The organism is Shewanella sp. 5_MG-2023, from assembly GCF_030547465.1.
GTDB lineage: Bacteria > Pseudomonadota > Gammaproteobacteria > Enterobacterales > Shewanellaceae > Shewanella.
In genome coordinates this window covers 24,996-47,290 of the sequence record NZ_JAUORC010000035.1, presented here as the reverse complement: position 1 = coordinate 47,290, position 22,295 = coordinate 24,996, and the positions used below count along the sequence as shown (strand labels likewise).

The following is a 22,295-nucleotide window of genomic DNA, read 5'->3' as shown; positions in this document are numbered from 1 at the left end:
TCACGCATTCTATGAAGCATATTCGTTTGCTCTTGCATTGCACCTTCAGCAATTTGTGCCACTGAAATTGCATCATTAGCGTTACGCATGCCCACTTCTAAACCATTTGTTTGAGAAGTTAGTCGATTGGAAATTGCTAGGCCCGCAGCATCATCTTTTGCACTGTTAATACGTAACCCAGATGACAAACGCTCCATAGAAGTAGCTAAAGCTTGACTCGAATTATTTAAGTTTTTTTGCGCTTTCATTGATGTTACGTTGGTATTTACTGTAATAGCCATAGATAAATCCTCATTCTTAGTTTTGTTGCCAAGACTTTGGAGCTTGGCTAAATATTACAATTTAACGATTAATTCTTTATTCAGTCTGTCTTGAACAACACATCAATTTAGATGTAATCAAACTAAATATAATGAAACTAAATGTAATCAAATAGTGAAATAGACCCTACTTTTGCAAACACACTCGATACTGCGTTAAGTGCAAGTTGCTGTTTTTCAAACTCGGTAATGGCGGCGGCATAGTCCAAATCTTCTAGCATGGACAGTGCACTACCATTTACAATTTTTTCTTCAGCGTGATTTGTCGCTAGGCTTTCAAGCCCTTTTAAACTATTACCAGCAATACTTCTTGCCGTACTGACTTGATTTTGACCACTATCAATATTATTCAATAGCTGTGCCAACTTTGATTTTCCTTGGGGAGAATTGGCGCCGTCAGGGCTTTCTAGCAGGGCGATAGCGCTATTTAGCTCATCTAAAATGCTCACTGTTGATTGAGGCTCCATGGTAAAACTGTCGCCAGCCGCTGGGGTTCCTGATATTTCAACTTCTATACCATTAAATTTAACAGGAACACTTGGATCAAAATTGGCCACTGTCTTGACTATATTCCCGTTAGCATCTTCAATTTGCAGATCAACATTTGAACCATTGGCGACAAAATTAAAGCTATAGGTATCTTCTACATAGGTTGACTGATCAACAATTTTGGCACTATCAACTACAAAATCGCCTTGCTGAGATGACAGATAATTGACGCCATAATCGCCCAAAGGATTGGGTGCATTCATAAAGATGCTATCACCTGGAACATTGGCACCAATAGTTACACCTGATGCCACCACACTTTGCCTTACACCTGAGTCGCCGCTATAAACAATGTCGCCATTGTTATCAAAAGCAAACGGTACTGAGCTGGTTTTATTGCCTGAAAATAAATAATTTCCTGATTCATCTTTAGAATTGGCGATGGAAAGTAACTCTTCAAGGCTGACTTTCATTTCATCGGCAATCATTTGCCGCTCGCTTTGCGATAAACTGCCGTTGGCACCTTTTTGTAATTGTTGTCGCATGCTATCGATAAGCGTTTCAGTGCTACCTATTTTAGATTCTGTAACACCTAATCGATTTTTAGCGTAGTCAATATTTTTGACATATTGATCAACCAAGTTATTTTGCTGGTTTAACTTATCGATACCAATGGCGGCCACGGGGTCGTCTCCGGCGGTATTAATTTTTTTACCTGTGGCTAATTGCAGGAGGGTTTTACTGGTTTCAGATTGGCCTTTGGCTATGCTGTAGCTGTTTTGCTGAAACATTTGCGCCGTTGAAATTCGCATAATTAATTCTCCTAGCGAACTGAGCTAAGTAATGAGTCAAACATCTGCTGGGCAGTTGTCATGATGCGAGCTGAAGCTTGATACGATTGCTGAAAGCGCATTAAATTGGCCGCTTCTTCATCTAAATTTACCCCAGACTCGCTTTGCACTCGGTTATAGGCTTGCTGATACATGGCATCATTTGAGGCCAAGCTCACCGCTGCAGCTTGCGTTTTGCTGCCGATATCCAGTTTGGTGCCTTCAAACACCCCGGTTAAGGTGGTTGAGCCATTATTCATAATGTTGGCATCGGCCAATTGCGCCATAGCAACCGCATTACTGTTGTCGCCTTCGGCAAAGGACAAATCAAAGCTATAGCTGTCAGTGACCCCCGCTGAAGATGAGTCGTTAATTTCAAAACTAAAACCAAAGCCGGTGTCAATTTGTGGTGGGGTAAAGGATTTTTCAGCGCCGACTATGGCGCCGTTGGCATCCAGTACTTGAAAAGTATTTTTAGCGGTATCAATTTTAACGGTAAGCTCACTACCCGTTTCAGGGAAGCTGGCATGAGTTCGGTCAATGTCTGTGAGCTTTACACTGGTGTTACCTGAGTTGCCTGAGTCAGCTGAGATATTAGGCCCAGCTGCAGCTATGCCTCTTGGATCTGTCATTGCCACATTGAGCCCTGCTGCAGCGCCCGCGTTAGGTCTAATTTCAAAACGGTCGCCATCAGCAAAACTGCCAGCATCAATTTCAATACTAAAACCATTGCCGCCTTCAAGCTGATTGCCATTAAGGGTTAGTGGCTCAACTTTGCCTGTTTGGGTGTCTTTAAGCTCATAGGTGTTTGGCGCAGTGAAAGATAATTCGTATGCGCTGCCGGTTAATTGGCCTACATCGTCAATATTAACTTTCAGGTTGGCGTCACCAGTATTGGTACTGTAGGCACCGACTCGACCCGCTGCCATACTTGAGTCGTTAATATCAGTAAAAATATTGCTGCCAATATTGCCGTCTAGGTCAAAACCATTTTGCTGCATTTGGTTAAAGGCATCTGCCACGCCTAAGGCCAGTTGCCCTAGCTCTTGAGAGGCTGGAATTAAGGTTTGATCACGAAAGTTAAATAACTCGCCTAATTGGCCACCTAATTTAGAGCCGTCAATCACTAACGTGCTATTACCGGTTGATGTGGTTAGCCTTGGCTCATTCGAAAAGGGATCGCCTGTAGTGGTGCCGACTTGCATCGCCACTTCACCGGACACTAGCATCACTGAGCCGCCGAGCATGACGCTTTTAGCGCCATTATCTAGCGGGATAACATTAACTTCAGAATATTCGCTTAGCTCTAAAATCAGCGCATCTTGTCGGTCTAATAATTGGCTGTCAGCCCCTGGCGACTTCATGATCTCGAGGTTGATGTTGGCAAGCTCAGTACTGATCTCATTAATGCGATCAGCAACCGCGCCGATTTGCGCATTGGTTTGCTTCATTTGCGAGTCAAGGTGGCTTTGCATTTGATTAAGGCTGTTAGCCACTTGCCCGGCAGAGCTAAGCATGTTGTTACGCATACCGAGATCTGTCGGTAAATCGCCAACATTATTAATGCTGGTAAAAAAGTCATTTAAACTGGCTGGTACCATGGCGCCAATTTGCGAGAACAGCTGATCCATTTCGTTCATTTTGCTGTAACGGGTTTCAGCACCACTCATGGAGGTTTGGCCAATGCGCAGCTCTCTTGCGGCATATTCGTTATAAACCCTTTTCACATCAGATACGTAAGTACCTGTACCATAAAAGCTACTACCGATTTGTTGGGACCCTAATGACGATTGCTCTGCAACTTGGCGGTGATAGCCCACGGTATTGGCATTGGCAATGTTATTACTGGTGACGCCCATTTGCGATTGGGCTGCCATAACACCTGAACGGGCAATGTTTAATAAATCGATAGCCATTAGTTAGTCTCTTTTGGTAATACGGACTTAAGTCCATTGGTTACTGACTCCATGACTTTCAACACTTTATTGGCGTATTGAGGATCAGTTGCGTAACCTGCTTGTTGTAGGGCATGAATAAATTTGGCGGGCTGTGCTGCCACTTTTTTGGCTTCTTGGTAGCGCTCGCCATTGGAGATGAATGACACAAAGTCATTAAAGCTTTGTTCAACGTTGTCGTACATTCTGAAGTCTGCTTGTTGTTTTACTGCCACCCCTTGCTCAAACTCTAAGGTGTTGACTGAGGTTTTATCGCCGTCCCAGCGTCTGTCGGCTTTGATATTAAACAAGTTGTTGCTGGCTGTGCCGTCATCACGACGGATCATTTTTTGACCCCAGCCAGTTTCTAATGCCGATTGCGCCAGTAATACTTCAGGGGTGGTGCCAAGCTGTTTCGCGGCCTTTTCAGCATGGGGATAAAGCACTGAGACAAAATGTTGCGGGCTGTCAAACTGATTCGGCGTTAGTGCCATCGATTGCGGCAAGCTATTGCCACTAGTGGCAACACGATCACCAGCCAAAACTTGATCTAATTCTTGGCTATCAATTATCGGCTTAGCCATTGCAGCGTTCGCAGTTGAGATATTAACAGTTGAGTGATCAGACATTGAGTGATTAGGCATTGTGTGGTTAAACATTGACTGATCAGCCTCTGAGCGCTCAGGGGCAGAATTTGCACTCACTACTGTGCTAAGAAAATCTACCGGCTTATTCGTAGAGTTAACTAATGACTGTGCACTGTTAGCGTCAATATTACCGCGCAGCACTGAGGCTGGGGTAAAACCGCTTTCTTGGGGAGAAAGTTGCTGCACCATCATGTCTGCGATGCCCAACATACCTTTGTTTGATAAATCCACCGACATTTGTTGATCGCGCATGTTTTCAAAAAATTCGGTGGTTTCACTGTTCATCGGGCTGTCTGATTTAAAGACTGCGTTAGCTTCACGCATACTTTTCATCAGCATTTGAATAAATATCCCTTCAAACTGTTTGGCGACTTCTTGTAATGCCGCCTTCTCGTCTTTCTGGGCCTTGGAACGTAATGAATCTAGTCCCCCTAGATCCAGATAGTTCGATGAATTTGACAGCTTTTCCATAGTCATACCGACAATTTTTAGATGATGATAAGCTCTCCATGCAAAGCGCCTGCCATCTTTAACGCTTCTAATATTGCCAGTACATCTGAAGGGGCAGCGCCCACCAAATTTACCGCTCTGACTAGCTCATCGAGCGAGGTGCCAGGGTCAAATAAAAACATTCGGCTATCGTCTTGGGCAACATCTATGGTGCTATCGGTTGTAACAACCGTTTGACCATCCGAAAACGGATTAGGTTGTGATACTTGGGTCGCTTCAGCAATGGTGACGGTTAAGCCACCATGGGTCACAGCTGCTGGCATTAAGCGTACATTTTGCCCCACCACTATGGTGCCTGTACGCGAATTGACTATCACTTTGGCTGACTCATCGGCCATATCAACTTGAATGTTTTCAAGGGTCGATAAAAATGACACTCTTTGGGATGCATCACGAGGCGCACTCACTTGCACCGAGGTAGCATCAAGCGCCCTTGCCATACCGGGGCCAAGCAAATCATTAATGGCTTGTTCCATGTTTTTGGCGGTTGAAAAATCTGCACGGCGCAAGTTAAAGGTGAGGTGATCGCCACTGGCAAAAGGTGACATCACGCTGCGCTCCACAATAGCGCCGCTAGGAATACGCCCAACGGTAGGAGTATTTTGTATCACCCGTGAACCGTCTTGACCTTCTGCGCTAAAGCCGCTGACCACCAAGGTGCCTTGGGCAATGGCGTAAACATTACCATCAACCCCTTTTAAGAAGGTTTGCAGCAAGGTGCCGCCACGTAAGCTTTTTGCTTCACCAATACTTGATACCGTGATGTCAAGATTTTGACCGGGCTTAATAAAGGCAGGCATTTCTGCATGCACGGCTACCACAGCGGCATTTTTGGTTTTAGGGTTAACATTATCGGCTAAATTAATGCCGAAGTTTTTTAGCATGGTTCTAAAGGTTTGTTCGGTATAACGGGTTTTTTCACCTGTGCCGGGTAACCCCACCACTAAGCCATAACCAATTAATTGGTTACTTCGCACCCCTTGGACATTGGCAATATCTTTAATGCGCTGGGCTTGAATTGGCTGTGACACCAACACCATGCTGAGCAATAATAAAATGAGGGATTTGATTTTCATGGTTAACTCCTTAGAAAGGCCACCATTGGCCCATAAAGAAGGAGCTTAACCAACCCACTTTTTGGACATCGGCAAAAGTGCCGGTACCGCTATATTGAATCCGAGCATTGGCAACACGGGTGGATTCAACGGTATTATCAGGAGTGATATCTTGACTACGTACCATGCCAGTAACGCGAATAAACTCATCACCATTATTAATTGAAATCCACTTTTCGCCGCGAATAACTAAATTGCCATTGTTTAGCACTTGCATGACATTGGCTGAGATGCTGCCGTCTAAACTGTTTGACTGATCGGCATCTGACTCACGCTTGGTATTCATGTCATCTGAATAACGAAAATCTAGCGGAATTCCTTTAATCGACAGATTGCTGCCACCGGCATAAACCGGATCGACGCTTAAATCAGAGCCTCTTTTAATTTCGTTATTGGCACTTTTCTTCGCTTGGGTCGACTCATTAAGCAATACGGTAATAATGTCACCCACTTTGTGGGCACGAATATCCGAGTACAAACTGGATGATTGATGATCCATGTAAATTGAACCCGTTGACACCATTTGGGTTGGCGGCGCTTCTGGGTAAACAGGCGCATAAAATGGATCATCGGCTATGGGTTTTTGCTGAGTTGAGCTGCAACCCAGCATCACAAATGCTGATGCTAAGACTAAAACCTTATTCATCATCCCCTCTCTTATCATCAAAGCTTATAAGTTCTGTGTTACGTAAGACATCATCTGATCAACAGCTGATATCACTTTCGAGTTCATTTCGTAATTACGTTGACTTTGGATCAAGTTAACCAGTTCTTCAGTCACGTTAACATTTGACGTTTCAAGCGCCCCTTGACGAATAGCCCCTAAACCATCCAATGAAGCCGTGCCCTGAATCGGCGTGCCACTGGCACCGGTTTCGGTGTAAAGGTTTTGCCCTAGTGGGTCTAACCCTGATGGATTAATAAAGTCGCTCATGGCTAACTGACCAATGACGGTATTTTCTGTAGCACCTGAAAGTTTCACTGAAACTTCACCTTCAGATGACACTGTGATTGAAGTGGCATCATCAGGAATGGTGATGGCAGGCTGGATGACATAACCCGAACCTGGGGTCACAATTTGGCCATTTTCATCTAGGCTAAATTGGCCGTTACGGGTATAAGCTGCGGTGCCATCTGGCATTTCAACTTCAAAAAAGCCTGGACCTTCAATCATTAGATCTAAGGCATTGTCTGTGGTTAACATATTGCCTTGGGTAAACATCTTTTGCGTGGCAACCACTTTGGTACCCGCACCGAGGTTTAAGCCATTAGGTAGTTTGGTGTTATCAGCACTGACGCCGCCCGCTTGGTTAACGGTTTGATAAAGCAAATCTTCAAACACTGCGCGGCTTTTTTTATAGCCAATGGTACTGGCGTTGGCCACGTTGTTAGAAATAACCGAAATGTCGGTTTGTTGGGCATCTAGGCCGGTTTTACTGATCCATAAAGCAGGATGCATAATAATTACTCCTAACTAATTCTCATTAAAGCTGACGAGGCGCGATCAAGATCTTCGGCGTTTTTCATCATCTTCACTTGCATTTCGTATTGGCGCTGAATATCAATTAGCGCCACCATTTCAGATACCGCATTGACATTACTGCCTTCAACTGCGCCACTTTCAACTTGAACATTGGGATCATTAGGGATGTTTTGCCCTGTGGTTAAACGAAACAAGCCATCCTCACCGCGCATCATGTCGGCGTTGTTGGGGTTAACCAATTTAATCCGCGCAACTTCTTCGACTATGTCGGCTGTGGCGCCTTGGGGTCTAACCGAGATAATACCGTCAGGGGAGATTTGCACTTTTTCAACCGGCAGTGGCAGCACAATTGGCCCAGCCTCCCCCATAATCGGATTGCCACGCGCATTAGTGAGTAAGCCGGTAGTGTCAAAATTTAGACTGCCTGAACGGGTATAGGCTTCACCGCCATCAGCAGCTTGCACAGCTATCCAGCCTTTATCTTTAACGGCAATATCTAAATCACGACCTGTGGTTTTAAGTGGGCCAGAGTCAAAGTTATGCCCGGGGCTTTCTGTCATTGCAAAAACACGAGTCGGTAAACCTTCGCCAAAAGCTTGCATAGAGCGTGCTTGAACCAAATCAGCTCTAAAGCCGTCAGTATTCACATTAGCTAAATTGTTGGCTCGCACCGCCAAAGCATTCATATTCTGCTTAGCGCCGCTCATGGCAACATAAAGTAATTTGTCCATTTACCGCTCCGTCAAACTTTCTTCATAACAAAAGATATACACAGAACTAGCAATCAACGTGCCAAAAAATTAAGGGTTTGAGTTTTAGATGAAATTTGCAGTTATAAACAGCGGGGAAATTTACAAGATAAGCAATATTGGGCAGGTTAATGGCTGTAGTAACGAGGTGAAGAATGAGGTGAACAATAAGGCAAAGAGTTGCCATGGCGGCAACTCTTTACTAAAGCGCGAGTTTACTAAAGCGCGAGTTTACTAAAGCGCGAGATTAATTAGCGGATCTGCAATACCGTTTGGTTAAGGGTATTGTTCACTTCAAGGGTACGTGAGTTGGCTTGGAAGTTACGTTGAGCTGAAATCAAATCCACCAGCTCGGTGGTTAAATCAACATTTGATTGCTCAAGTGCTGACGAGCGAATACTACCAAAAGTGCCGCTATTGGCCTCACCTGCTAGTGCTGGGCCTGAGTCTAAGCTGGCTTTCCAAGAGGTATTACCTACTTGAGTTAAGCCTTGCTCATTAGAAAAGCGTACTAATGCTACCCGAGCTAATGGCACGGTTGAACCGTTACTGTAACTGGCTGTTACTAAACCGTCATCGCCGACACCGACATTGGTTAAGCGCCCGACTGTGGTGCCATCTTGGGTTAACTCTGTCACTTCAAACGGTGAGGCGTATTGAGTAGGATTATTAAAATCGATGTTCACCTTTTGCGAGCCGTCAGCGCCGGTGCCGATAACACCTGCGCCATTACTACCTAGTTCAACCGTAGACACTACCGCAGGATCAGATCCTGTATAAGTTCCGGCATCATTAAATGTAAGTACTGAGCCTTTCCAGCCGGATGCGTTTTCAGCGGTACCAGTTGAATCAGCAATACCATCACCAGTAGTATCTGTTGGGAATGAACCACCCGTTGGCGCATCAATATCCACTTGCTTGCCATCAACAGCATAAAAGGCAACCCAGTTATTCTCACCAGTATGGGAACCACCTTCTGGTTTAACAAAATAAGTGGTCAAGATATGAGCCTCACCAAGTGAATCATAAATCGTTACTGAGGTTGAGTTATTGTAAGTATCTGCGTCATCTGGATCAAAGTTTGCGGGATCAAGTTCTTCATCACCAACATTGAGGTTCATTTGAAAACCAACGTTACCGGTTTTCACTGGGCTACCTGCAGTATCGGGGATTTTAATCGGTTGGGTGGTGGTTAAACTCACTGAAGTCGAATTACCATCAGCATCCACAGGGAAACCCTGTAAATAGTTACCGGCTGAATCTGTCATAAAACTTTCTGAGTTTACTTTAAATGCACCAGCACGGGTGAATGCATGATCTTGGCTGCCCGCTTCAGATGAAGTAACAAAGAAACCACCGCCACTAATAGCCATATCTAAGGAGTTGTTGGTAAACAGTAAGCTACCTTGCTGAAACTGTTGCGCTACGTGAGTTGTGGTTGCGCCGCCGCCCACTGCGGTATTACCATTTGAAAAAATTGAATTAGCATAAACATCGGCAAATTCAGCGCGAGACTCTTTAAAACCAATGGTATTGACGTTGGCAATGTTATTAGCCGTGGTGTTGAGATCTTTTTGAGCAGCTGCGATACCACTCAATGCAATATTAAACGACATAAATCACCTCTTAGCGCTTTAAATTAGGTTCTGTGTGGCTGCCAGATTTCTGGCAGCTTATTATTGTTTGTGTTATTAACTTTCTGCCACTGCCAGTACATCAGACAATTGAATACCACCTAGGCCTCTGAGGTTAAGGATCGGACCGCTGGCGACACTGCCTAAAGACACACTAGTGACATGGGCATAAGTTGAAACCGCTAAATCTTCGGCGTTGCCATCAACTTTACCGTTAGCTTTAATGGCATACATGCCTTCTTCTACGGGTTCGCCATCTTTATCAAGGCCATCCCAGCTGACATCAATGTTGCCGCCTGCAGAGCCATCAACCTCAAAGGTTTTAATCACTTGGCCTGACTCGTCTTCAATGGTGACGGTAATGGTATCGATTGGCTGTGGCGTACTAATGACACCGTTAATGACTGGGTTTTCTTCTGAGACATGGCCAATATCTGATGGAATGAGCACCTTTTGCCCCACTAAGCCCGAGGCTTGTAATGCCTGACTTGAGCTCATCACACTGTTCAAATTCAAAATTTCAGCATTTAAGTTGGCAATACCATCAACGGTCGCGAAGGACGCCATTTGTGCGATCATCTGATCGTTTTCAACAGGTTTAAACGGGTCCTGCATTGACAGCTGTTGACTCAAAAGCGCAAAGAAATCCGATTGGGTTAGCTCTTGGCTTTTAGCTTCACCAGTTTCGGTGGTGCTAGCTGATTGCGCAGCAGTTAGGCTATCTAAAAAGCTACTGTCTGATACCTGTGTAGTTTGTGAGTTTGTCGCCACTGAATTAGTGGAGACGGTGGAAGCCGTGGTAGACGTCTGCAACTGCGGTAATGACTGACTACTGTAAGGATTAACGAGGCTCATTGTTTACCTCCAACTAAATTCATATTACTTACCCATACGAAGCGTTTGCTGCAACATTGATTTGGCGGCATCAGCCACTTGAACATTCATTTGATATGACCGAGAAGCAGAAATCATATCGGCCATTTCTTCCATCACATTGACATTGGGTTTATAAATAAACCCATCGTTATCAGCCATTGGATGATTAGGTGAGAATTCTTTTAATAACGGTTTATCGCTTTCTACAACGCCTTTAACACTGACACTATGAGAACTATTTTGCTGATGACTGGCTTTGGCCATTTCAGCCTCAAAAATAGGATGACGAGCTCTATAGGTCTCACCGACACTGCTTGATACTGTGTTGGCATTAGCAATATTACTGGCGGTGGTATTTAAGCGCACCGATTGCGCAGACATACCCGAGCCTGACACATTAAAAATATTAAAAAGACTCATAATTAATCACCTCTAATGGCTTTACGCATGCCAGAAAACTTACTTTCAAGAAAGCCCAGTGACATTTGATATTCCAAAGAGTTTTGCATAAATGCAGATTGCTCTTCTTGCATATCCACCGTATTACCGTCACCTGTGTCTGGCTGATTTGGCACCCGAAACTGCACATGCTCTTGGCTTAACGCTTTAAGGTCAAAGTGCTTGTCAGTTGTTTGACTCATTTGCAGCCCTTGCTGATGAGAGCGGGCGCTATTCATGGCAGAGGCAAAGTCTACATCACGGGCTTTGTAACCCGGGGTATTGGCATTGGCGATATTACTAGATAGCACTTCAGCCCTTTGAGCACGTATGCCCAACGAGTATTGATGTACCCCTAAACCATTTTCAAAATTAATCGCCATAAAATTGCCTCCATCAGCTAACTGTCACTAACAAAGCAAACCTTATGCCAAAATATTGCGGTTTTAAGATGAGAAAGGATAAAAATGAAAAATGCCGACGTAAGTCGGCATTTTATTAACTAAAAACATATTAATTCATAAACTTACAATATATTTTTCTTTTGATAGTAAATCCCTGGGTTACAACGCACCATCGTAAATTCATCACTTAAACCTGAGATAGATTCTGACGCCCCTAAAAATAAAATCCCATTGGGATTAAGGGCGGCAGCAAATTGCCGCAAAATTTTAGCTTTTGCCTCTGGAGAAAAATAAATCAACACATTACGACAAAAGATAATATCGAACTTACCCAATAAGCTATAACTTTCAAGCAGGTTATGACTTCTAAAATTCACTAACCGCTGAACATTATCTTTCACTTTCATATGACCTGACGGCATTGGATCAAAAAATTGTCGCTTTCGCTCATCTGATAGCCCACGGGCTAAGGCTAAGCTGTCATATTCGGCCTTTTTACAACGTGCTAGCATTGAAGGTGATAAATCGGTGGCTTGGATCGTCGCGCTACCAGGCAATGCCCCCGGCTTACGCTGCTGATACTCTAAAATAGTCATTGCCAATGAATAGGGCTCCTGCCCTGACGAGCAAGCGGCTGACCATATTTTTAACGGCCGACCTAAGCGGCTATATTCAGGTAATAAAGCATCATGAAGTAATTCAAACGGGTATTTGTCTCTAAACCACAGAGTTTCATTTGTGGTCATCGCGTCAATCACTTCCGCCCGTAAATGCCGCTCCATTGGCTTCATTGAGCGCTTAACCACTTCCGATAATGAGGGCAAATCATGCTTGCCCATTAAAGGCGCTAAGCGACTTTTTACTAAATATTGCTTGTTGTCACCTAATACAATGCCACTGTGTTGCTCTAAAAAAAGCTTAAACTGATTATATTCTGCTTCAGCAAGTGATTTGTTCGGCACTTTTACATCCTATTTTAAAGAGGCGCTTTACATTGTTTGCAATCTAAAGCCGCCGCTTTGTTTGGTTACCGAGCGCTTGGTAACAAACGTGAAATCTACAATCTATGGTGAATCATCAGCCCTAGGTTGTAGATTGAATTATTATAAAATGAGATGTTTGTTGACCGCTGACGCTAACTCATCGGGATTAAACTTAGCGATAAAGTCGTTTGCGCCGACCTTTTCAACCATGGCCTGATTAAACACGCCACTTAATGAAGTATGCAGCACCACTTTAATATCTTTAAGTTTTGGATCGTCGCGAATTTCCGCCGTTAAGGTATAGCCATCCATTTCTGGCATTTCAATGTCTGAAATAATCAGTGGAATTTCATCGGCAACATTATCCATCTCAGTGGCAATCGCTTTTAATTTCTCTAAGGCATCTTTACCATCAATAGCGGTGTCAATTTGCAGGTTCAATGACGATAATGAACGGATAATTTGCTTACGAGCAACTGCAGAGTCATCAATCACCATAATATGGTAATGCTGCTCTTTATCAATGGTAATAGCATCACTGGCAGCTTGGCTTAATTCCGTTTTTACTGGTGATATTTCATCAAGAATTTTTTCAACATCTAAAATCTCAACCAATTCACCTTCGATTTCGGTTACTGCAGTTAAATAAGAGTTGCGCCCAGCCCCTTGTGGCGGTGGCATAATTGATTCCCAATTCATATTAATAATGCGCTCTACTGAGCTAACCAAAAAGCCCTGAATACTGCGGTTATACTCAGCAATAATGATGAAGCAATTTTCAGTCGATGCCAACGGACGGCCACCGGTTGCCGCACTTAAATCAATCACTGAAATAGTCGAGCCCCGAATGTGAGCAATGCCTTTAATCATTGGGCTTAAACGGGGTAACTTTGTCAGTGGCGGACACTGTAATACTTCTTTTACTTTAAAAACGTTGATACCGAAACGTTGGCGACCATTAAGTTTAAAAAGCAGTAACTCCAGTCTATTTTGGCCTACCAGTTGGGTACGTTTATTAACTGAATCAAGAATGCTCGACATAACCCTGCCTTGTTTTATGAATACTTTCCCTAGTGGGATTTATTATTAGAGTTCACTGTTAACCAGTGTTTTAAAGCGACAGTAAAACCATTTTCGCAAATTGTAACACAGTAATTTATGCCAATTTGCTGGTTTAGCGCTTAAATTTAGCTATAGGCATAGTTTTTGCTTGATTGTGGTCACATCGCATTTAAGCGACGATTTCAATGAAAAAAGTCAAACTTCTGACAAAGATAACATTGAGAATGTTTAGCCTTATCATTGCTAATTAAAATTGAAGTTTAGAGGTAACCTGGCCAATCAAGCTAGTTAGAATATTATGAAGAAAAACATTCTACTATTGATCATTATTTTTTTATCTTTACCGGTTAACGCCAGTGAAGATGCCACCATAACTTACTCTCTATCGACCATTACTGAATTAGCTAAAGAGGTAGTAGCAAAAAAAATTGCTAAAAAGCCCAATGCGGTGATCAACATTAGCCCGCAAAATCTTGATGGCCGATTAACACCGCCAAGATGTTTGCCACCCATTAGTGTTGAAATGGCCAGTGACCGCGAAATTAGCCGCACCAACACAGTCAAAATTAGCTGTATCAGCCCTGACTATGACTACCCATGGCAAATGTTTATCTCGGTTAAAGTTGAGGTTATGTATCCAGTGGTGACAGCATTGGGAATTATTGAAAAAGGTGAGTTAATCACAGCAGATAATGTGGCAATTAACTATGTTGACCAACACAGTATCCGCGGGCAGTTTTTTTCTGAGATCTCACAATTACTCGGTACCCGCTCAAAAAGGCGTGTGTCAGCTAAAGCGCCTTTGCTAAACAATAATTTATGCTTTGTTTGCAAAGGAGATTCGGTATCTATTTATGCTAAAACAAACGCATTTGAAATAAAAACTGCCGGAGAAGCACTAAGAGATGGTAATATTGGCGATGCTATTAGAGTCAGAAATAGCAATTCTAACAGGCGATTAGATGTCATTGTCACAGGCGTTGGCGAAGTTGAAGTTAGAATGTAAAATATTCTAAAGTTTTTTCTGACAAGGCCGATAACCTGTTTGGAAAACCCTAACATTACGCTGGAGCCTCACATGGCAATTGATATTAACCATCTAAAAACAGCTTCTCATGCTCAGTTGCGCACCAATCGCGACGCAGGAGCAACAACGCAAACAGCTGACTCAGCGGCTAAGACCACGGCTGCCCCAGTAAAAACGGATTCGGTCAGTATTACTGCACAAGCGCAGCAGCTGCAGGGAGTGCAGAGTAATATGGCATCTTTACCAGAAGTTGACCAAAGCAAAGTTGATGCAATTAAATTAGCAATTTCAGAAGGTCGCTACAAAGTCGATCCTGAAAAGTTAGCTGCTAACATTGCTAGCTTTGAAGCTGATCTTGACGGATTAAATTTCGACCAAGAGTAACCTCATCGTTACTCTTGATATTATCGGCCACACATTACTTAACGGGTAATGTGGGTTTTAATAAAGAGTAACTTATGACTGAATTACTACAGCTGTTATCTTTTCAGCACGACACCTTGTCGTCGCTGAAATTACTTGTATCTGAAGAAAAATTAGCCCTTACTGAACGTGACGCAGATAAACTACTGTCACTGGCAAAAGACAAGGTTGACTGCCTAAACAACCTCAAACTTAATGATGAAAAGTTAGCCTCTCACCCAGAAAAAGCATTATTAAACGCTGAGCCAGAACTCATTGTTAAAGTCGAAGAAGCCAAAGCGATTCTAGACGAGTGCAAGGCCATCAATAGTCAAAATGCCAGCTTAATTGAGCTTAATATAGCCAGCCTTAATCGCTTCTCTCAAGCGCTGCAAATGAGCCGTAATGCATCAAGCCTGACCTATAATGACAAAGGCCGAACTTCAACGATTTCCTCTTTAGGGCAAAACCTTAAAGCATAATCGAGGCGGTAATTAACTGCCCTGCGAGTTGCTAGATTGTGTTTTAAAAACCAAAAAACCGCTCAAAGAGCGGTTTTTTTGTACTTCAGTTAAGTTAATTTAAATGACTGGATTTAAATAATTAAATTTAACTAAAAGTAAGTCACATGCTTAATCGTTCTAGGCCTATTTTGCTGCTGATATAGGCTCCATACCTGTGAAAAATCCAGTTCTAACTCAGTCACATACATATCACCAGCCGGATAGCTTTTGACCACTTTAGCGCCTTTAATCATGCCCGAGACACTGGCGGTAACGGTTTGCTTATTCAGCAACCAATCATCGACCTGGCTACTGGCATCAATCTGCTGGCCATACACTTGCTCAGCCAGTTCACGATAAGCGGCAATTTTAGACGCTTGCATCGCCATTAACACCTTGTGAGATTGCTCTGTTGCCGGTTGCGTTGTTAACGGCGCATAACCAATAGCGGTTAGTTTAGGAAATTGTTTAGGCGCCTCGGTTTCCCATTGCACATACTTGTCGTTTACCGCACACCCGGACAAGGTGAGTGCTGCTGTCAGGGCTGCAAACAGTATTGCCTTCATTGGTTATCTCCTAAAATAGTCACGCTTGCCATACCTGCATGCTCGTTTCGATACAAGATGCCGTCTTTTGAAATCACCTTATTGGCAGGTGTTAAATAGCCTGGCAGGCTGTGGGTTTTAACAAAGGTTTGTACCGCTGACACTACTCGATTATTGCTAGTATTGACAATTCTGGCATTGACCACCACGCCCTCTGAGGTAGTGCCCATGGTGGCTACGACCACATGGGATACCGCTAAATCTGTGGCAAGCTGCTTCCAGTCGCGGCTTAAAATAAACTCACCCTCCGCAGTGGCGCGAAGTGAACTAGCCACATTCATATCAACAAGATTAAATTCATTGGCATGAAATGCAGTCAACATGCCTTGCTGCAATTGCTGCCCCAGCAAATTAGTTTGTCCGTAATCATCAAGCATGACAGGTGTGGTGATCAGCAGTGGTTGATCAGCTCGTAAGCTGTCGTTTTGTAGCACTAATTCATTGACAATTTTTTCCGCCAAGCGGTTAACCCCAGCTTTGGGCGCTATGCCTGACTGCTGAATATCGTAGTGAATAACATGATCCGTTTTGGGCTCAGACTCATACCAAAAATTCATCTCATAGCCTTCATTGACATAAGATAAATCATCATACTCTGTCGGTTGTGAGCCAGCACAAGCTGTCATCAACATCATGATTGGAAGTAAACCAATTCGGCGCATATTGCATTCCTGTATTTAACTCAAGCATTGCTATGGGCTAAGGCGTTTGAGGCCTAAAGGTTAAAAATGAATTCTAAAAACACTATCGGCAATCAGGATAAAAACTTTAGATAATTAATCCCTTTCAGCATTGGCTTAACGACTTATATATTGAAAACCAATAACAGGCACATTCTTTGCATTTATTCTCAAACAATCGCTCCTAGTACTTTAACGCCATAAACTTGGCACTGTATTAGTCGTTCATCGTTATCTTTAAGCAAGTGATTAATATGAAAATATGCAGTAAAACAACCCAGCGACTCTACTCCGCAGCCATATTGCTGTTTGTCAGTATCTTGAGTCTGCCGTTAAAAGCTGAAATTATTGAAGTAACAGGCCATGCGAATATCATTAATGGCAATGTAGATAAGGCGCGTGAAGTGGCGATCAGCCAAGCGCTAAGCTATGCCAGCATGCAAGCTGGGGTTGGTGTTAACGTTAATAGTCAATACATCTCGGGTCAGGGGCAGTTAAGCCAAGATGCATTTCAGTTTAGTCATATAGGACAAGACAATAATATTGAACTGGTATCTGAAATGCTCACCAGCACTGACATTACTGTATTACTAAGATTAGATCTTCAAGACGACTCAGCTCAGCAATGCCGAGGTCAGCAATTAAGAGCGGCAATAATGGTGCCTCAGGCCAGTATTCAAGATCGCGCTCAATTACGTTATGGTCAGTTATTAAACTTTACTCAAGCACTATCACAACAGTATGGCGTGCTACTAAATAGTCACTCCCATAATAGCTTTGCCCGCATTCACGCCGATGAAGCACTAGATCACAGCAATGAGTTAATCAATTTTAAAGGTAATCGCATCCCAAGTTGGTTAGGCGAAATCACCGATAGCCAATATATCTTACAACCAGAAATCCTCGATATGTCAACCGAGCCCACCTCAGGATTAATGTTTGGCTTATTTCACGGCTACCCACAAAGACAAATCAGCTTTAAGTTAACTTTGTATCACGCTATTAGCGGTGAAAAAGTCTGGAGTAAAGATTACTCAGCACAGGCGCAGTGGGAGTTTGAACGTGACGAAACCGTATCACCCACCACTAAACGTTTTTGGCGCTCAAGCTATGGCCAAACGGTTAACCAGCTTATGCAGCAAAGCACTGCTGACATTGATAATTTGCTAAATTGTCGCCCACTGCTGGGACAAATTGTGGCTAAACAAGGCAATAGAATAATTATTAACTTAGGCCGTAAGCACCATGTGAGAGCCGGTGATAGCTTTCAAATTGTATTGCAACAAAACATCCCTGACAGAGTGAATTTAATGCGCGCCGTTGCCACACCAAACCGCGCAACAGTCACCATTGATCAAGTATCAGAAGAAAGTGCCACCGCAGTATTACAAGGCATAGACGCAACAGGGAATATTCAAATACAAGATATCGTGATTAAGATTTAAGCAACTAAATTTAAAGCCTTTTAATCAAGATTAAAACTTGTATAATTGCGCTTAGTCTCCCTATAGCTCAACAGGATAGAGCAGTCGCCTCCTAAGCGATCGATCAGGGTTCGAGTCCTTGTGGGGAGACCATATTTTTTATTGAGCGTTCGCTATCCTTCGGATTTTCAGTTCAAGTTTGTAACGCTCAAGCACCTTCCATTTTATTGCTGAAACTCCAACTAAAGTTGCTACCGTTAAAGGTTCTTTTTACTAGACTTAATTTCATAAAACATATGTGCATACTATTTTTGGTATGCACTAACTATATGTACTATGTGCACTGTAATTAGGAGCGTGTTATGTCTGGATGGTTCGAGTTAAGCAAAGGCAATAATGGTCAGTTCAAGTTTGCATTAAAGGCTGGCAATGGCGAGGTGATACTGACCAGTGAGCTATATGCCGCTAAAAGTGGCGCTAATAATGGTATCGCCTCGGTGCAAGTCAATTCTCAAAGCGAAGATAAATTCACTAAAGAAACCGCTAAAAATGATAAGCCCTATTTCAACCTTAAAGCGGCTAATCATCAAATTATTGGTACCAGTCAGATGTATGCCAGTGTCGCATCACGAGATAATGGTATTCGTTCAGTGATGGATAATGGTAGCTCTACCACCATAAAAGATCTCTGTTAACTCGTTTTAAATATCATAATAAAAGCTCTCGAACCTTTTGCTTTGGGAGCTTTTACTATTTACAACCGATTAACTATCTACAACTGATTAGCTATCAACAACTAAATTATGCCAGCAGCATGCGCCACCACAGGCCCACTACGCTAGTCATCCCTGTTGTATAGGATGTGAGTTTACCTTTATTAAATACCATAATGGTTGGCGCGACTTGTACCGACCAGTCATTGCTGAGTTCACTTTGCTGATCGTTTATCACTTCAAAGCTATAGCCTTTATCATCAAGGTAAGCTTGTATTTCATGATTGTTGCCTGACGCCATTGCCACGCTGATCACCGGATAATAAGCCGACATGGTTTCAACGGCTGGGCTTACTGTGCGGCATATTGGGCACCAGCTTCCCCAAAAATACACCAACACCGGCTTATCTTGGCTAATCGCCAATACATCGACCCTTTCACCTTTAAGGGTTACTCCCTGTAATTCAGGTAAGTTATCATGCTGAATGTCTTTGCCGCGCCATAAATCCATTAAACCCGTAATGACCATCACGAACACAATCAGTATGACGATTTGCTTTAACCAGCCGAAGATCTTTTTCCCTAAAGGCACTTTGTTACTAGCATCTGGCAACTTACTATCTAGCTGGCTCTGATGTTGTTGTTTGCTATCAGAAGAAAACAAGCGACTCATGATTTACCTCTCTATATGTTTTACAAAATAGGGAAATGACAGGCACTTGATGGTGCAACCGAAAAATCATTAATTAAATCGTTCGCGCTGCTGAATAAGCAGCCGGAAATTTACATTATTTATTGTCACATAAGCTAAAAAATATTAATTAGCAGCTCATTGGGTTTTAAAGTCAGCATCTAAAAGTGAAAGTAGTTTTCATTAAAGCGCTTTGTTTCGCTTATACGCTAGCATACTAAAAGCTAATGTCAGTATGTATCAGTTTAGTTACTGCTGATAAACCCCAACAAATACAACCAAACAAAAACACAATAACACCAAGCGCGAAACGTAACTTTAAAATAAAAAGCCCTGTGGCAACAAGCTAGTCACAGCTTCAATTTATACTTGTTAGCCAGCTTTTCAGGTGTTTAAAATCCCTTAGCTTCCAAGAAAGGAGGCATATATTTATAATAATGGGGTTAAAAATGAAAGTGTTAAAAACAGCTGCTGCCATGGCAGTGAGTGTTGCTTTACTTGCTGGTTGCAATGACGAAACTAATAATTACTATCCAGGTGAACCAGCACCTGAAACAACTGATGTACGCATCGGTGCTTATAACTTGTCTTTCGATCGTTTTACTTATGAAGATCTTGTCGCTGAAATGGCGTTAACCGTCGCTGAGCAAGATGAATTAATGAATAAATGGTTCGATGAGTCACTTAGCGACGAAGAACTCGCTGTGGCAGAAAAGGTTATTCAAATTCGTAACGTTGCAGCAATTATCCAAACTGAACGACCTGCAATCTTATGGATGGGTGAATTCAATAACGATGGTACAGCAGAAAACCAACAAGCAATCCAAGGTTTCCGTTTAAACTACCTGACTGTGCCACAAAATGCTTTAGGTTCAACGTCTGAAGAATTTAAAGCCCTTGAGCCAATCCAGTTTGGTTATTTTGAAAACTTCGCCACTAATACAGGCCTATTAAGTGGTCACGATTTAAACCGTGATGGCAAAGTGGCGCTACCTGATGACGCCTGGGGCTTCGGTTTCTACCACGGTCAATATGCATTCAGCTTACTGTCTCAATACCCAATTGATACAGATAATATCCGCACATTCCAAGATTTTAAATGGAAGGATATGCCTGGTGAAACTAACCCAACAATTATTAATTGTGACGATGAAAACAATCCAATTCCGGAAGGAATGGCTTGTGGCGATGAGTGGTACACTGCTGAAGCTTGGGCAGAAAGACCAATGTCATCTAAAAACCATGTTGATGCACCTATTATTATTCCTACAGCAGATGGCGATAAAGTGATTCACTTATTAATGTCGCACCCAACACCACCTATTTTTGATACGGTAACTGAAAATAACAAGTTACTTAACCGTGCTGAAATCAAATTCTGGGACGATTACACATCAGGTGAAGGTAGCTATATTTACGATGATGAAGGTAACAAAGGCGGTATCGATAGCGATGCATCATTTGTTATCTTGGGTGATTTGAATGCTGATCCTGAAAGTGGTGACGGCTACTTAGATACCATCAAAGACTTAATGTACAGTGACCAAGTTAACCAACTTGCTACTCACGGAATTTACGCACCAAGTAGCTTAGGCGGACCAGAGTGTTTGTCTAACGGTGAATGTCGTGCAGAAAACTGGGACACTAAATACCCAGATGCGGTTACTAGTACTTCAGGTTTACGCTTAGACCATGTTATTCCATCAAGTGATTTGAATGTCACTGACTCAGGGGTGTTCTGGCCTGCAACTTTCGAAGAAGGTCGTTTAATGATGAATGACGAACGTGTAGGTAAATGGGGCGGCGGCGGAAAGTCGGTGTCTTCAGACCACCGTTTAGTGTGGATCAACGTAGCGCTTTAATTAGCACTTATATTAGCTCAACTGGTTTAACACAAGTGCTTTAAGCACTTGTGTTAACTACAGATAAAGCCCGCATTTGCGGGCTTTTTGTTTTAACTTTGTGTTTTTAAATATGCGCTCAATAGCAGCTAAAAGTGTTAATCAGGAAATATTACATCTTGTCGGCTTTCAAGCCATAGAGGATATTTAGTCATCACTTTACTGAACATTTTACTTTGCAGATAAGCATTAAGCCATGCTCTTACATGTGGATATGGCGACTGCAAATACCATTGCCGCTCTACTCGGGCAAATTGCCTGATAAAAGGTAACAATGCGATATCAGCTAAACTCTCACGATCCGCAAACAGAAATTCATGCTCGGATAACAACAGCTCAAGTTGTTGTACGTAGACTTCACAGGCCAGACGACATTCCACAATATTTGATTCGCTATAGCGTTTGGCGCATTTGTAGTTTTCAAGGCAGGACTTAAATTCACTATCAAAACGATAGATAAGCGCAAGCATCGAATCAAATTTAGCGGCGTCAGTGGCAAACAGTAAATCATCAGGATCGCTTTGGCTTAATGCCCACAACATCACTTCATAACTTTCTTCTATCACCTGCCCTTTTGGGGTCACGATCACCGGCACTGTGGCCTTAGGGGAAGCAGCTAACATTTCAGCGGGTTTGTCACCTAATACAATATCTCTAAGCCAAATAGGCTGATTTGACTTATAAATGGCAATTCTTGCTCGCATGGCAAAGGGGCAATTCCTTAGAGAATAGAGTACAGGTAAGTCTATGATTTTATTCATTGTTATATGTTAACCCCAACTACATATATGCACACTGGCTAATTAATTATCTACTTTAACCATATTCATTAGTAAAATATACGGGTAACATCCCTGCATTAAAATTAACGGAGC

The 22,295-nt window shown here is 42.8% G+C and carries 23 protein-coding genes, 1 tRNA gene and 1 pseudogene; 7 read left to right on the top strand and 18 right to left on the bottom strand.

The genetic code is table 11. The annotated features are described in order from the left end of the window. The 14 genes and pseudogenes from Q4557_RS17765 to Q4557_RS17700 form a co-directional block, all read right to left on the bottom strand. A pseudogene (locus tag Q4557_RS17765) lies at window positions 1–281 on the bottom strand (flagellin FliC); the annotation flags it as partial. Between the two features lie 137 nt (window positions 282–418). Further along, window positions 419–1,621, bottom strand: a complete 1,203-nt coding sequence (gene flgL, locus Q4557_RS17760) for a flagellar hook-associated protein FlgL (protein ID WP_303414381.1) — start codon at window positions 1,619–1,621, stop codon at window positions 419–421. Window positions 1,622–1,632: 11 nt separating this feature from the next. Then, window positions 1,633–3,555 (bottom strand): flagellar hook-associated protein FlgK, encoded by a 1,923-nt coding sequence (gene flgK, locus Q4557_RS17755; RefSeq protein ID WP_303414379.1) that lies wholly within the window; start codon window positions 3,553–3,555, stop codon window positions 1,633–1,635. Further along, entirely contained in the window at window positions 3,555–4,691 is a 1,137-nt protein-coding gene (gene flgJ, locus Q4557_RS17750) for a flagellar assembly peptidoglycan hydrolase FlgJ (RefSeq protein WP_303414378.1), read from the bottom strand. The genes flgK and flgJ overlap by 1 nt, the downstream gene beginning before the upstream one ends. A gap of 17 nt (window positions 4,692–4,708) precedes the next feature. Continuing rightward, window positions 4,709–5,806, bottom strand: a complete 1,098-nt coding sequence (locus tag Q4557_RS17745; RefSeq protein WP_303414375.1) for a flagellar basal body P-ring protein FlgI — start codon at window positions 5,804–5,806, stop codon at window positions 4,709–4,711. 10 nt (window positions 5,807–5,816) lie between these two features. Then, window positions 5,817–6,491 (bottom strand): flagellar basal body L-ring protein FlgH, encoded by a 675-nt coding sequence (flgH, locus tag Q4557_RS17740; protein ID WP_102439334.1) that lies wholly within the window; start codon window positions 6,489–6,491, stop codon window positions 5,817–5,819. Window positions 6,492–6,515: 24 nt separating this feature from the next. After that, entirely contained in the window at window positions 6,516–7,304 is a 789-nt protein-coding gene (gene flgG, locus Q4557_RS17735) for a flagellar basal-body rod protein FlgG (RefSeq protein ID WP_102439330.1), read from the bottom strand. 11 nt (window positions 7,305–7,315) lie between these two features. Continuing rightward, entirely contained in the window at window positions 7,316–8,059 is a 744-nt protein-coding gene (flgF, locus tag Q4557_RS17730; protein ID WP_076540191.1) for a flagellar basal-body rod protein FlgF, read from the bottom strand. A 269-nt stretch (window positions 8,060–8,328) separates the two neighbouring features. Then, a complete protein-coding gene (gene flgE / locus Q4557_RS17725; protein ID WP_102439331.1) occupies window positions 8,329–9,693 on the bottom strand; it encodes a flagellar hook protein FlgE in 1,365 nt (454 codons plus the stop codon). Between the two features lie 75 nt (window positions 9,694–9,768). Continuing rightward, the gene (gene flgD, locus Q4557_RS17720) at window positions 9,769–10,566 is read right to left on the bottom strand and encodes a flagellar hook assembly protein FlgD (protein WP_102439332.1); all 798 of its coding nucleotides are present in this window, start codon (window positions 10,564–10,566) and stop codon (window positions 9,769–9,771) included. Window positions 10,567–10,590: 24 nt separating this feature from the next. After that, the gene (gene flgC, locus Q4557_RS17715; protein ID WP_102439333.1) at window positions 10,591–11,007 is read right to left on the bottom strand and encodes a flagellar basal body rod protein FlgC; all 417 of its coding nucleotides are present in this window, start codon (window positions 11,005–11,007) and stop codon (window positions 10,591–10,593) included. A gap of 2 nt (window positions 11,008–11,009) precedes the next feature. Next, window positions 11,010–11,408 carry a flagellar basal body rod protein FlgB gene (flgB, locus tag Q4557_RS17710; RefSeq protein ID WP_076540181.1) on the bottom strand — a complete coding sequence of 133 codons (399 nt, stop codon included), beginning with the start codon at window positions 11,406–11,408 and terminating at the stop codon, window positions 11,010–11,012. Window positions 11,409–11,551: 143 nt separating this feature from the next. Then, on the bottom strand, window positions 11,552–12,391 hold the full coding sequence (locus Q4557_RS17705; RefSeq protein WP_102519869.1) for a protein-glutamate O-methyltransferase CheR: 840 nt from the start codon (window positions 12,389–12,391) through the stop codon (window positions 11,552–11,554). Between the two features lie 141 nt (window positions 12,392–12,532). Beyond that, window positions 12,533–13,453, bottom strand: coding sequence for a chemotaxis protein CheV (locus Q4557_RS17700; protein ID WP_102440676.1), 921 nt, complete (start codon window positions 13,451–13,453; stop codon window positions 12,533–12,535). Between the two features lie 319 nt (window positions 13,454–13,772). Here Q4557_RS17700 and flgA point away from each other — a divergent pair, with 319 nt between their 5' ends. The 3 genes from flgA to Q4557_RS17685 all read left to right on the top strand — a co-directional run bounded on the left by flgA (window position 13,773) and on the right by Q4557_RS17685 (window position 15,385). Next, on the top strand, window positions 13,773–14,480 hold the full coding sequence (flgA, locus tag Q4557_RS17695) for a flagellar basal body P-ring formation chaperone FlgA (RefSeq protein WP_102440677.1): 708 nt from the start codon (window positions 13,773–13,775) through the stop codon (window positions 14,478–14,480). 72 nt (window positions 14,481–14,552) lie between these two features. After that, window positions 14,553–14,885, top strand: a complete 333-nt coding sequence (flgM, locus tag Q4557_RS17690) for a flagellar biosynthesis anti-sigma factor FlgM (RefSeq protein ID WP_102440678.1) — start codon at window positions 14,553–14,555, stop codon at window positions 14,883–14,885. Window positions 14,886–14,959: 74 nt separating this feature from the next. Further along, window positions 14,960–15,385, top strand: a complete 426-nt coding sequence (locus Q4557_RS17685; RefSeq protein WP_102440679.1) for a flagella synthesis protein FlgN — start codon at window positions 14,960–14,962, stop codon at window positions 15,383–15,385. A 131-nt stretch (window positions 15,386–15,516) separates the two neighbouring features. On the opposite strand, the gene Q4557_RS17680 is transcribed toward Q4557_RS17685, so the two are convergent. Beyond that, on the bottom strand, window positions 15,517–15,972 hold the full coding sequence (locus Q4557_RS17680; protein WP_102475412.1) for an LPP20 family lipoprotein: 456 nt from the start codon (window positions 15,970–15,972) through the stop codon (window positions 15,517–15,519). Continuing rightward, entirely contained in the window at window positions 15,969–16,673 is a 705-nt protein-coding gene (locus tag Q4557_RS17675; protein ID WP_102440681.1) for a FlgO family outer membrane protein, read from the bottom strand. Before Q4557_RS17675 ends, Q4557_RS17680 begins: the two co-directional genes overlap by 4 nt. Before the next feature lie 272 nt (window positions 16,674–16,945). Between Q4557_RS17675 and Q4557_RS17670 the strand changes: the two genes are divergently transcribed. The 3 genes from Q4557_RS17670 to Q4557_RS17660 all read left to right on the top strand — a co-directional run bounded on the left by Q4557_RS17670 (window position 16,946) and on the right by Q4557_RS17660 (window position 18,810). Further along, complete coding sequence (locus tag Q4557_RS17670; RefSeq protein ID WP_102530792.1) at window positions 16,946–18,136, top strand: flagellar assembly protein T N-terminal domain-containing protein; 1,191 nt, start codon at window positions 16,946–16,948, stop codon at window positions 18,134–18,136. A gap of 56 nt (window positions 18,137–18,192) precedes the next feature. Further along, window positions 18,193–18,268, top strand: a tRNA-Arg gene (locus Q4557_RS17665). Between the two features lie 209 nt (window positions 18,269–18,477). Further along, on the top strand, window positions 18,478–18,810 hold the full coding sequence (locus Q4557_RS17660) for a YegP family protein (RefSeq protein WP_102438708.1): 333 nt from the start codon (window positions 18,478–18,480) through the stop codon (window positions 18,808–18,810). A gap of 106 nt (window positions 18,811–18,916) precedes the next feature. Here the strand turns inward: Q4557_RS17660 and Q4557_RS17655 are convergent, their stop codons facing one another. Beyond that, a complete protein-coding gene (locus Q4557_RS17655; protein WP_102438710.1) occupies window positions 18,917–19,501 on the bottom strand; it encodes a protein disulfide oxidoreductase in 585 nt (194 codons plus the stop codon). A 467-nt stretch (window positions 19,502–19,968) separates the two neighbouring features. On the opposite strand from Q4557_RS17655, the gene Q4557_RS17650 reads away from it, so the two are divergent. Further along, window positions 19,969–21,381: an endonuclease/exonuclease/phosphatase family protein gene (locus Q4557_RS17650; protein ID WP_303414356.1), complete on the top strand. Its 1,413-nt coding sequence runs from the start codon at window positions 19,969–19,971 to the stop codon at window positions 21,379–21,381. Window positions 21,382–21,518: 137 nt separating this feature from the next. Here Q4557_RS17650 and Q4557_RS17645 read toward each other — a convergent pair whose 3' ends face one another. Next, complete coding sequence (locus Q4557_RS17645) at window positions 21,519–22,181, bottom strand: glutathione S-transferase (RefSeq protein WP_303414353.1); 663 nt, start codon at window positions 22,179–22,181, stop codon at window positions 21,519–21,521. Window positions 22,182–22,295: the final 114 nt, after the last annotated feature.

Coding starts and splice junctions, on each gene's coding strand:
- flgL (WP_303414381.1), bottom strand. CDS start 1,621: ATGCGAATTTCAACGGCGCAAATGTTTCAGCAAAACAGCTACAGCATA.
- flgK (WP_303414379.1), bottom strand. CDS start 3,555: ATGGCTATCGATTTATTAAACATTGCCCGTTCAGGTGTTATGGCAGCC.
- flgJ (WP_303414378.1), bottom strand. CDS start 4,691: ATGGAAAAGCTGTCAAATTCATCGAACTATCTGGATCTAGGGGGACTA.
- Q4557_RS17745 (WP_303414375.1), bottom strand. CDS start 5,806: ATGAAAATCAAATCCCTCATTTTATTATTGCTCAGCATGGTGTTGGTG.
- flgH (WP_102439334.1), bottom strand. CDS start 6,491: ATGAATAAGGTTTTAGTCTTAGCATCAGCATTTGTGATGCTGGGTTGC.
- flgG (WP_102439330.1), bottom strand. CDS start 7,304: ATGCATCCTGCTTTATGGATCAGTAAAACCGGCCTAGATGCCCAACAA.
- flgF (WP_076540191.1), bottom strand. CDS start 8,059: ATGGACAAATTACTTTATGTTGCCATGAGCGGCGCTAAGCAGAATATG.
- flgE (WP_102439331.1), bottom strand. CDS start 9,693: ATGTCGTTTAATATTGCATTGAGTGGTATCGCAGCTGCTCAAAAAGAT.
- flgD (WP_102439332.1), bottom strand. CDS start 10,566: ATGAGCCTCGTTAATCCTTACAGTAGTCAGTCATTACCGCAGTTGCAG.
- flgC (WP_102439333.1), bottom strand. CDS start 11,007: ATGAGTCTTTTTAATATTTTTAATGTGTCAGGCTCGGGTATGTCTGCG.
- flgB (WP_076540181.1), bottom strand. CDS start 11,408: ATGGCGATTAATTTTGAAAATGGTTTAGGGGTACATCAATACTCGTTG.
- Q4557_RS17700 (WP_102440676.1), bottom strand. CDS start 13,453: ATGTCGAGCATTCTTGATTCAGTTAATAAACGTACCCAACTGGTAGGC.
- flgA (WP_102440677.1), top strand. CDS start 13,773: ATGAAGAAAAACATTCTACTATTGATCATTATTTTTTTATCTTTACCG.
- flgM (WP_102440678.1), top strand. CDS start 14,553: ATGGCAATTGATATTAACCATCTAAAAACAGCTTCTCATGCTCAGTTG.
- Q4557_RS17685 (WP_102440679.1), top strand. CDS start 14,960: ATGACTGAATTACTACAGCTGTTATCTTTTCAGCACGACACCTTGTCG.
- Q4557_RS17680 (WP_102475412.1), bottom strand. CDS start 15,972: ATGAAGGCAATACTGTTTGCAGCCCTGACAGCAGCACTCACCTTGTCC.
- Q4557_RS17675 (WP_102440681.1), bottom strand. CDS start 16,673: ATGCGCCGAATTGGTTTACTTCCAATCATGATGTTGATGACAGCTTGT.
- Q4557_RS17670 (WP_102530792.1), top strand. CDS start 16,946: ATGAAAATATGCAGTAAAACAACCCAGCGACTCTACTCCGCAGCCATA.
- Q4557_RS17660 (WP_102438708.1), top strand. CDS start 18,478: ATGTCTGGATGGTTCGAGTTAAGCAAAGGCAATAATGGTCAGTTCAAG.
- Q4557_RS17655 (WP_102438710.1), bottom strand. CDS start 19,501: ATGAGTCGCTTGTTTTCTTCTGATAGCAAACAACAACATCAGAGCCAG.
- Q4557_RS17650 (WP_303414356.1), top strand. CDS start 19,969: ATGAAAGTGTTAAAAACAGCTGCTGCCATGGCAGTGAGTGTTGCTTTA.
- Q4557_RS17645 (WP_303414353.1), bottom strand. CDS start 22,181: ATGAATAAAATCATAGACTTACCTGTACTCTATTCTCTAAGGAATTGC.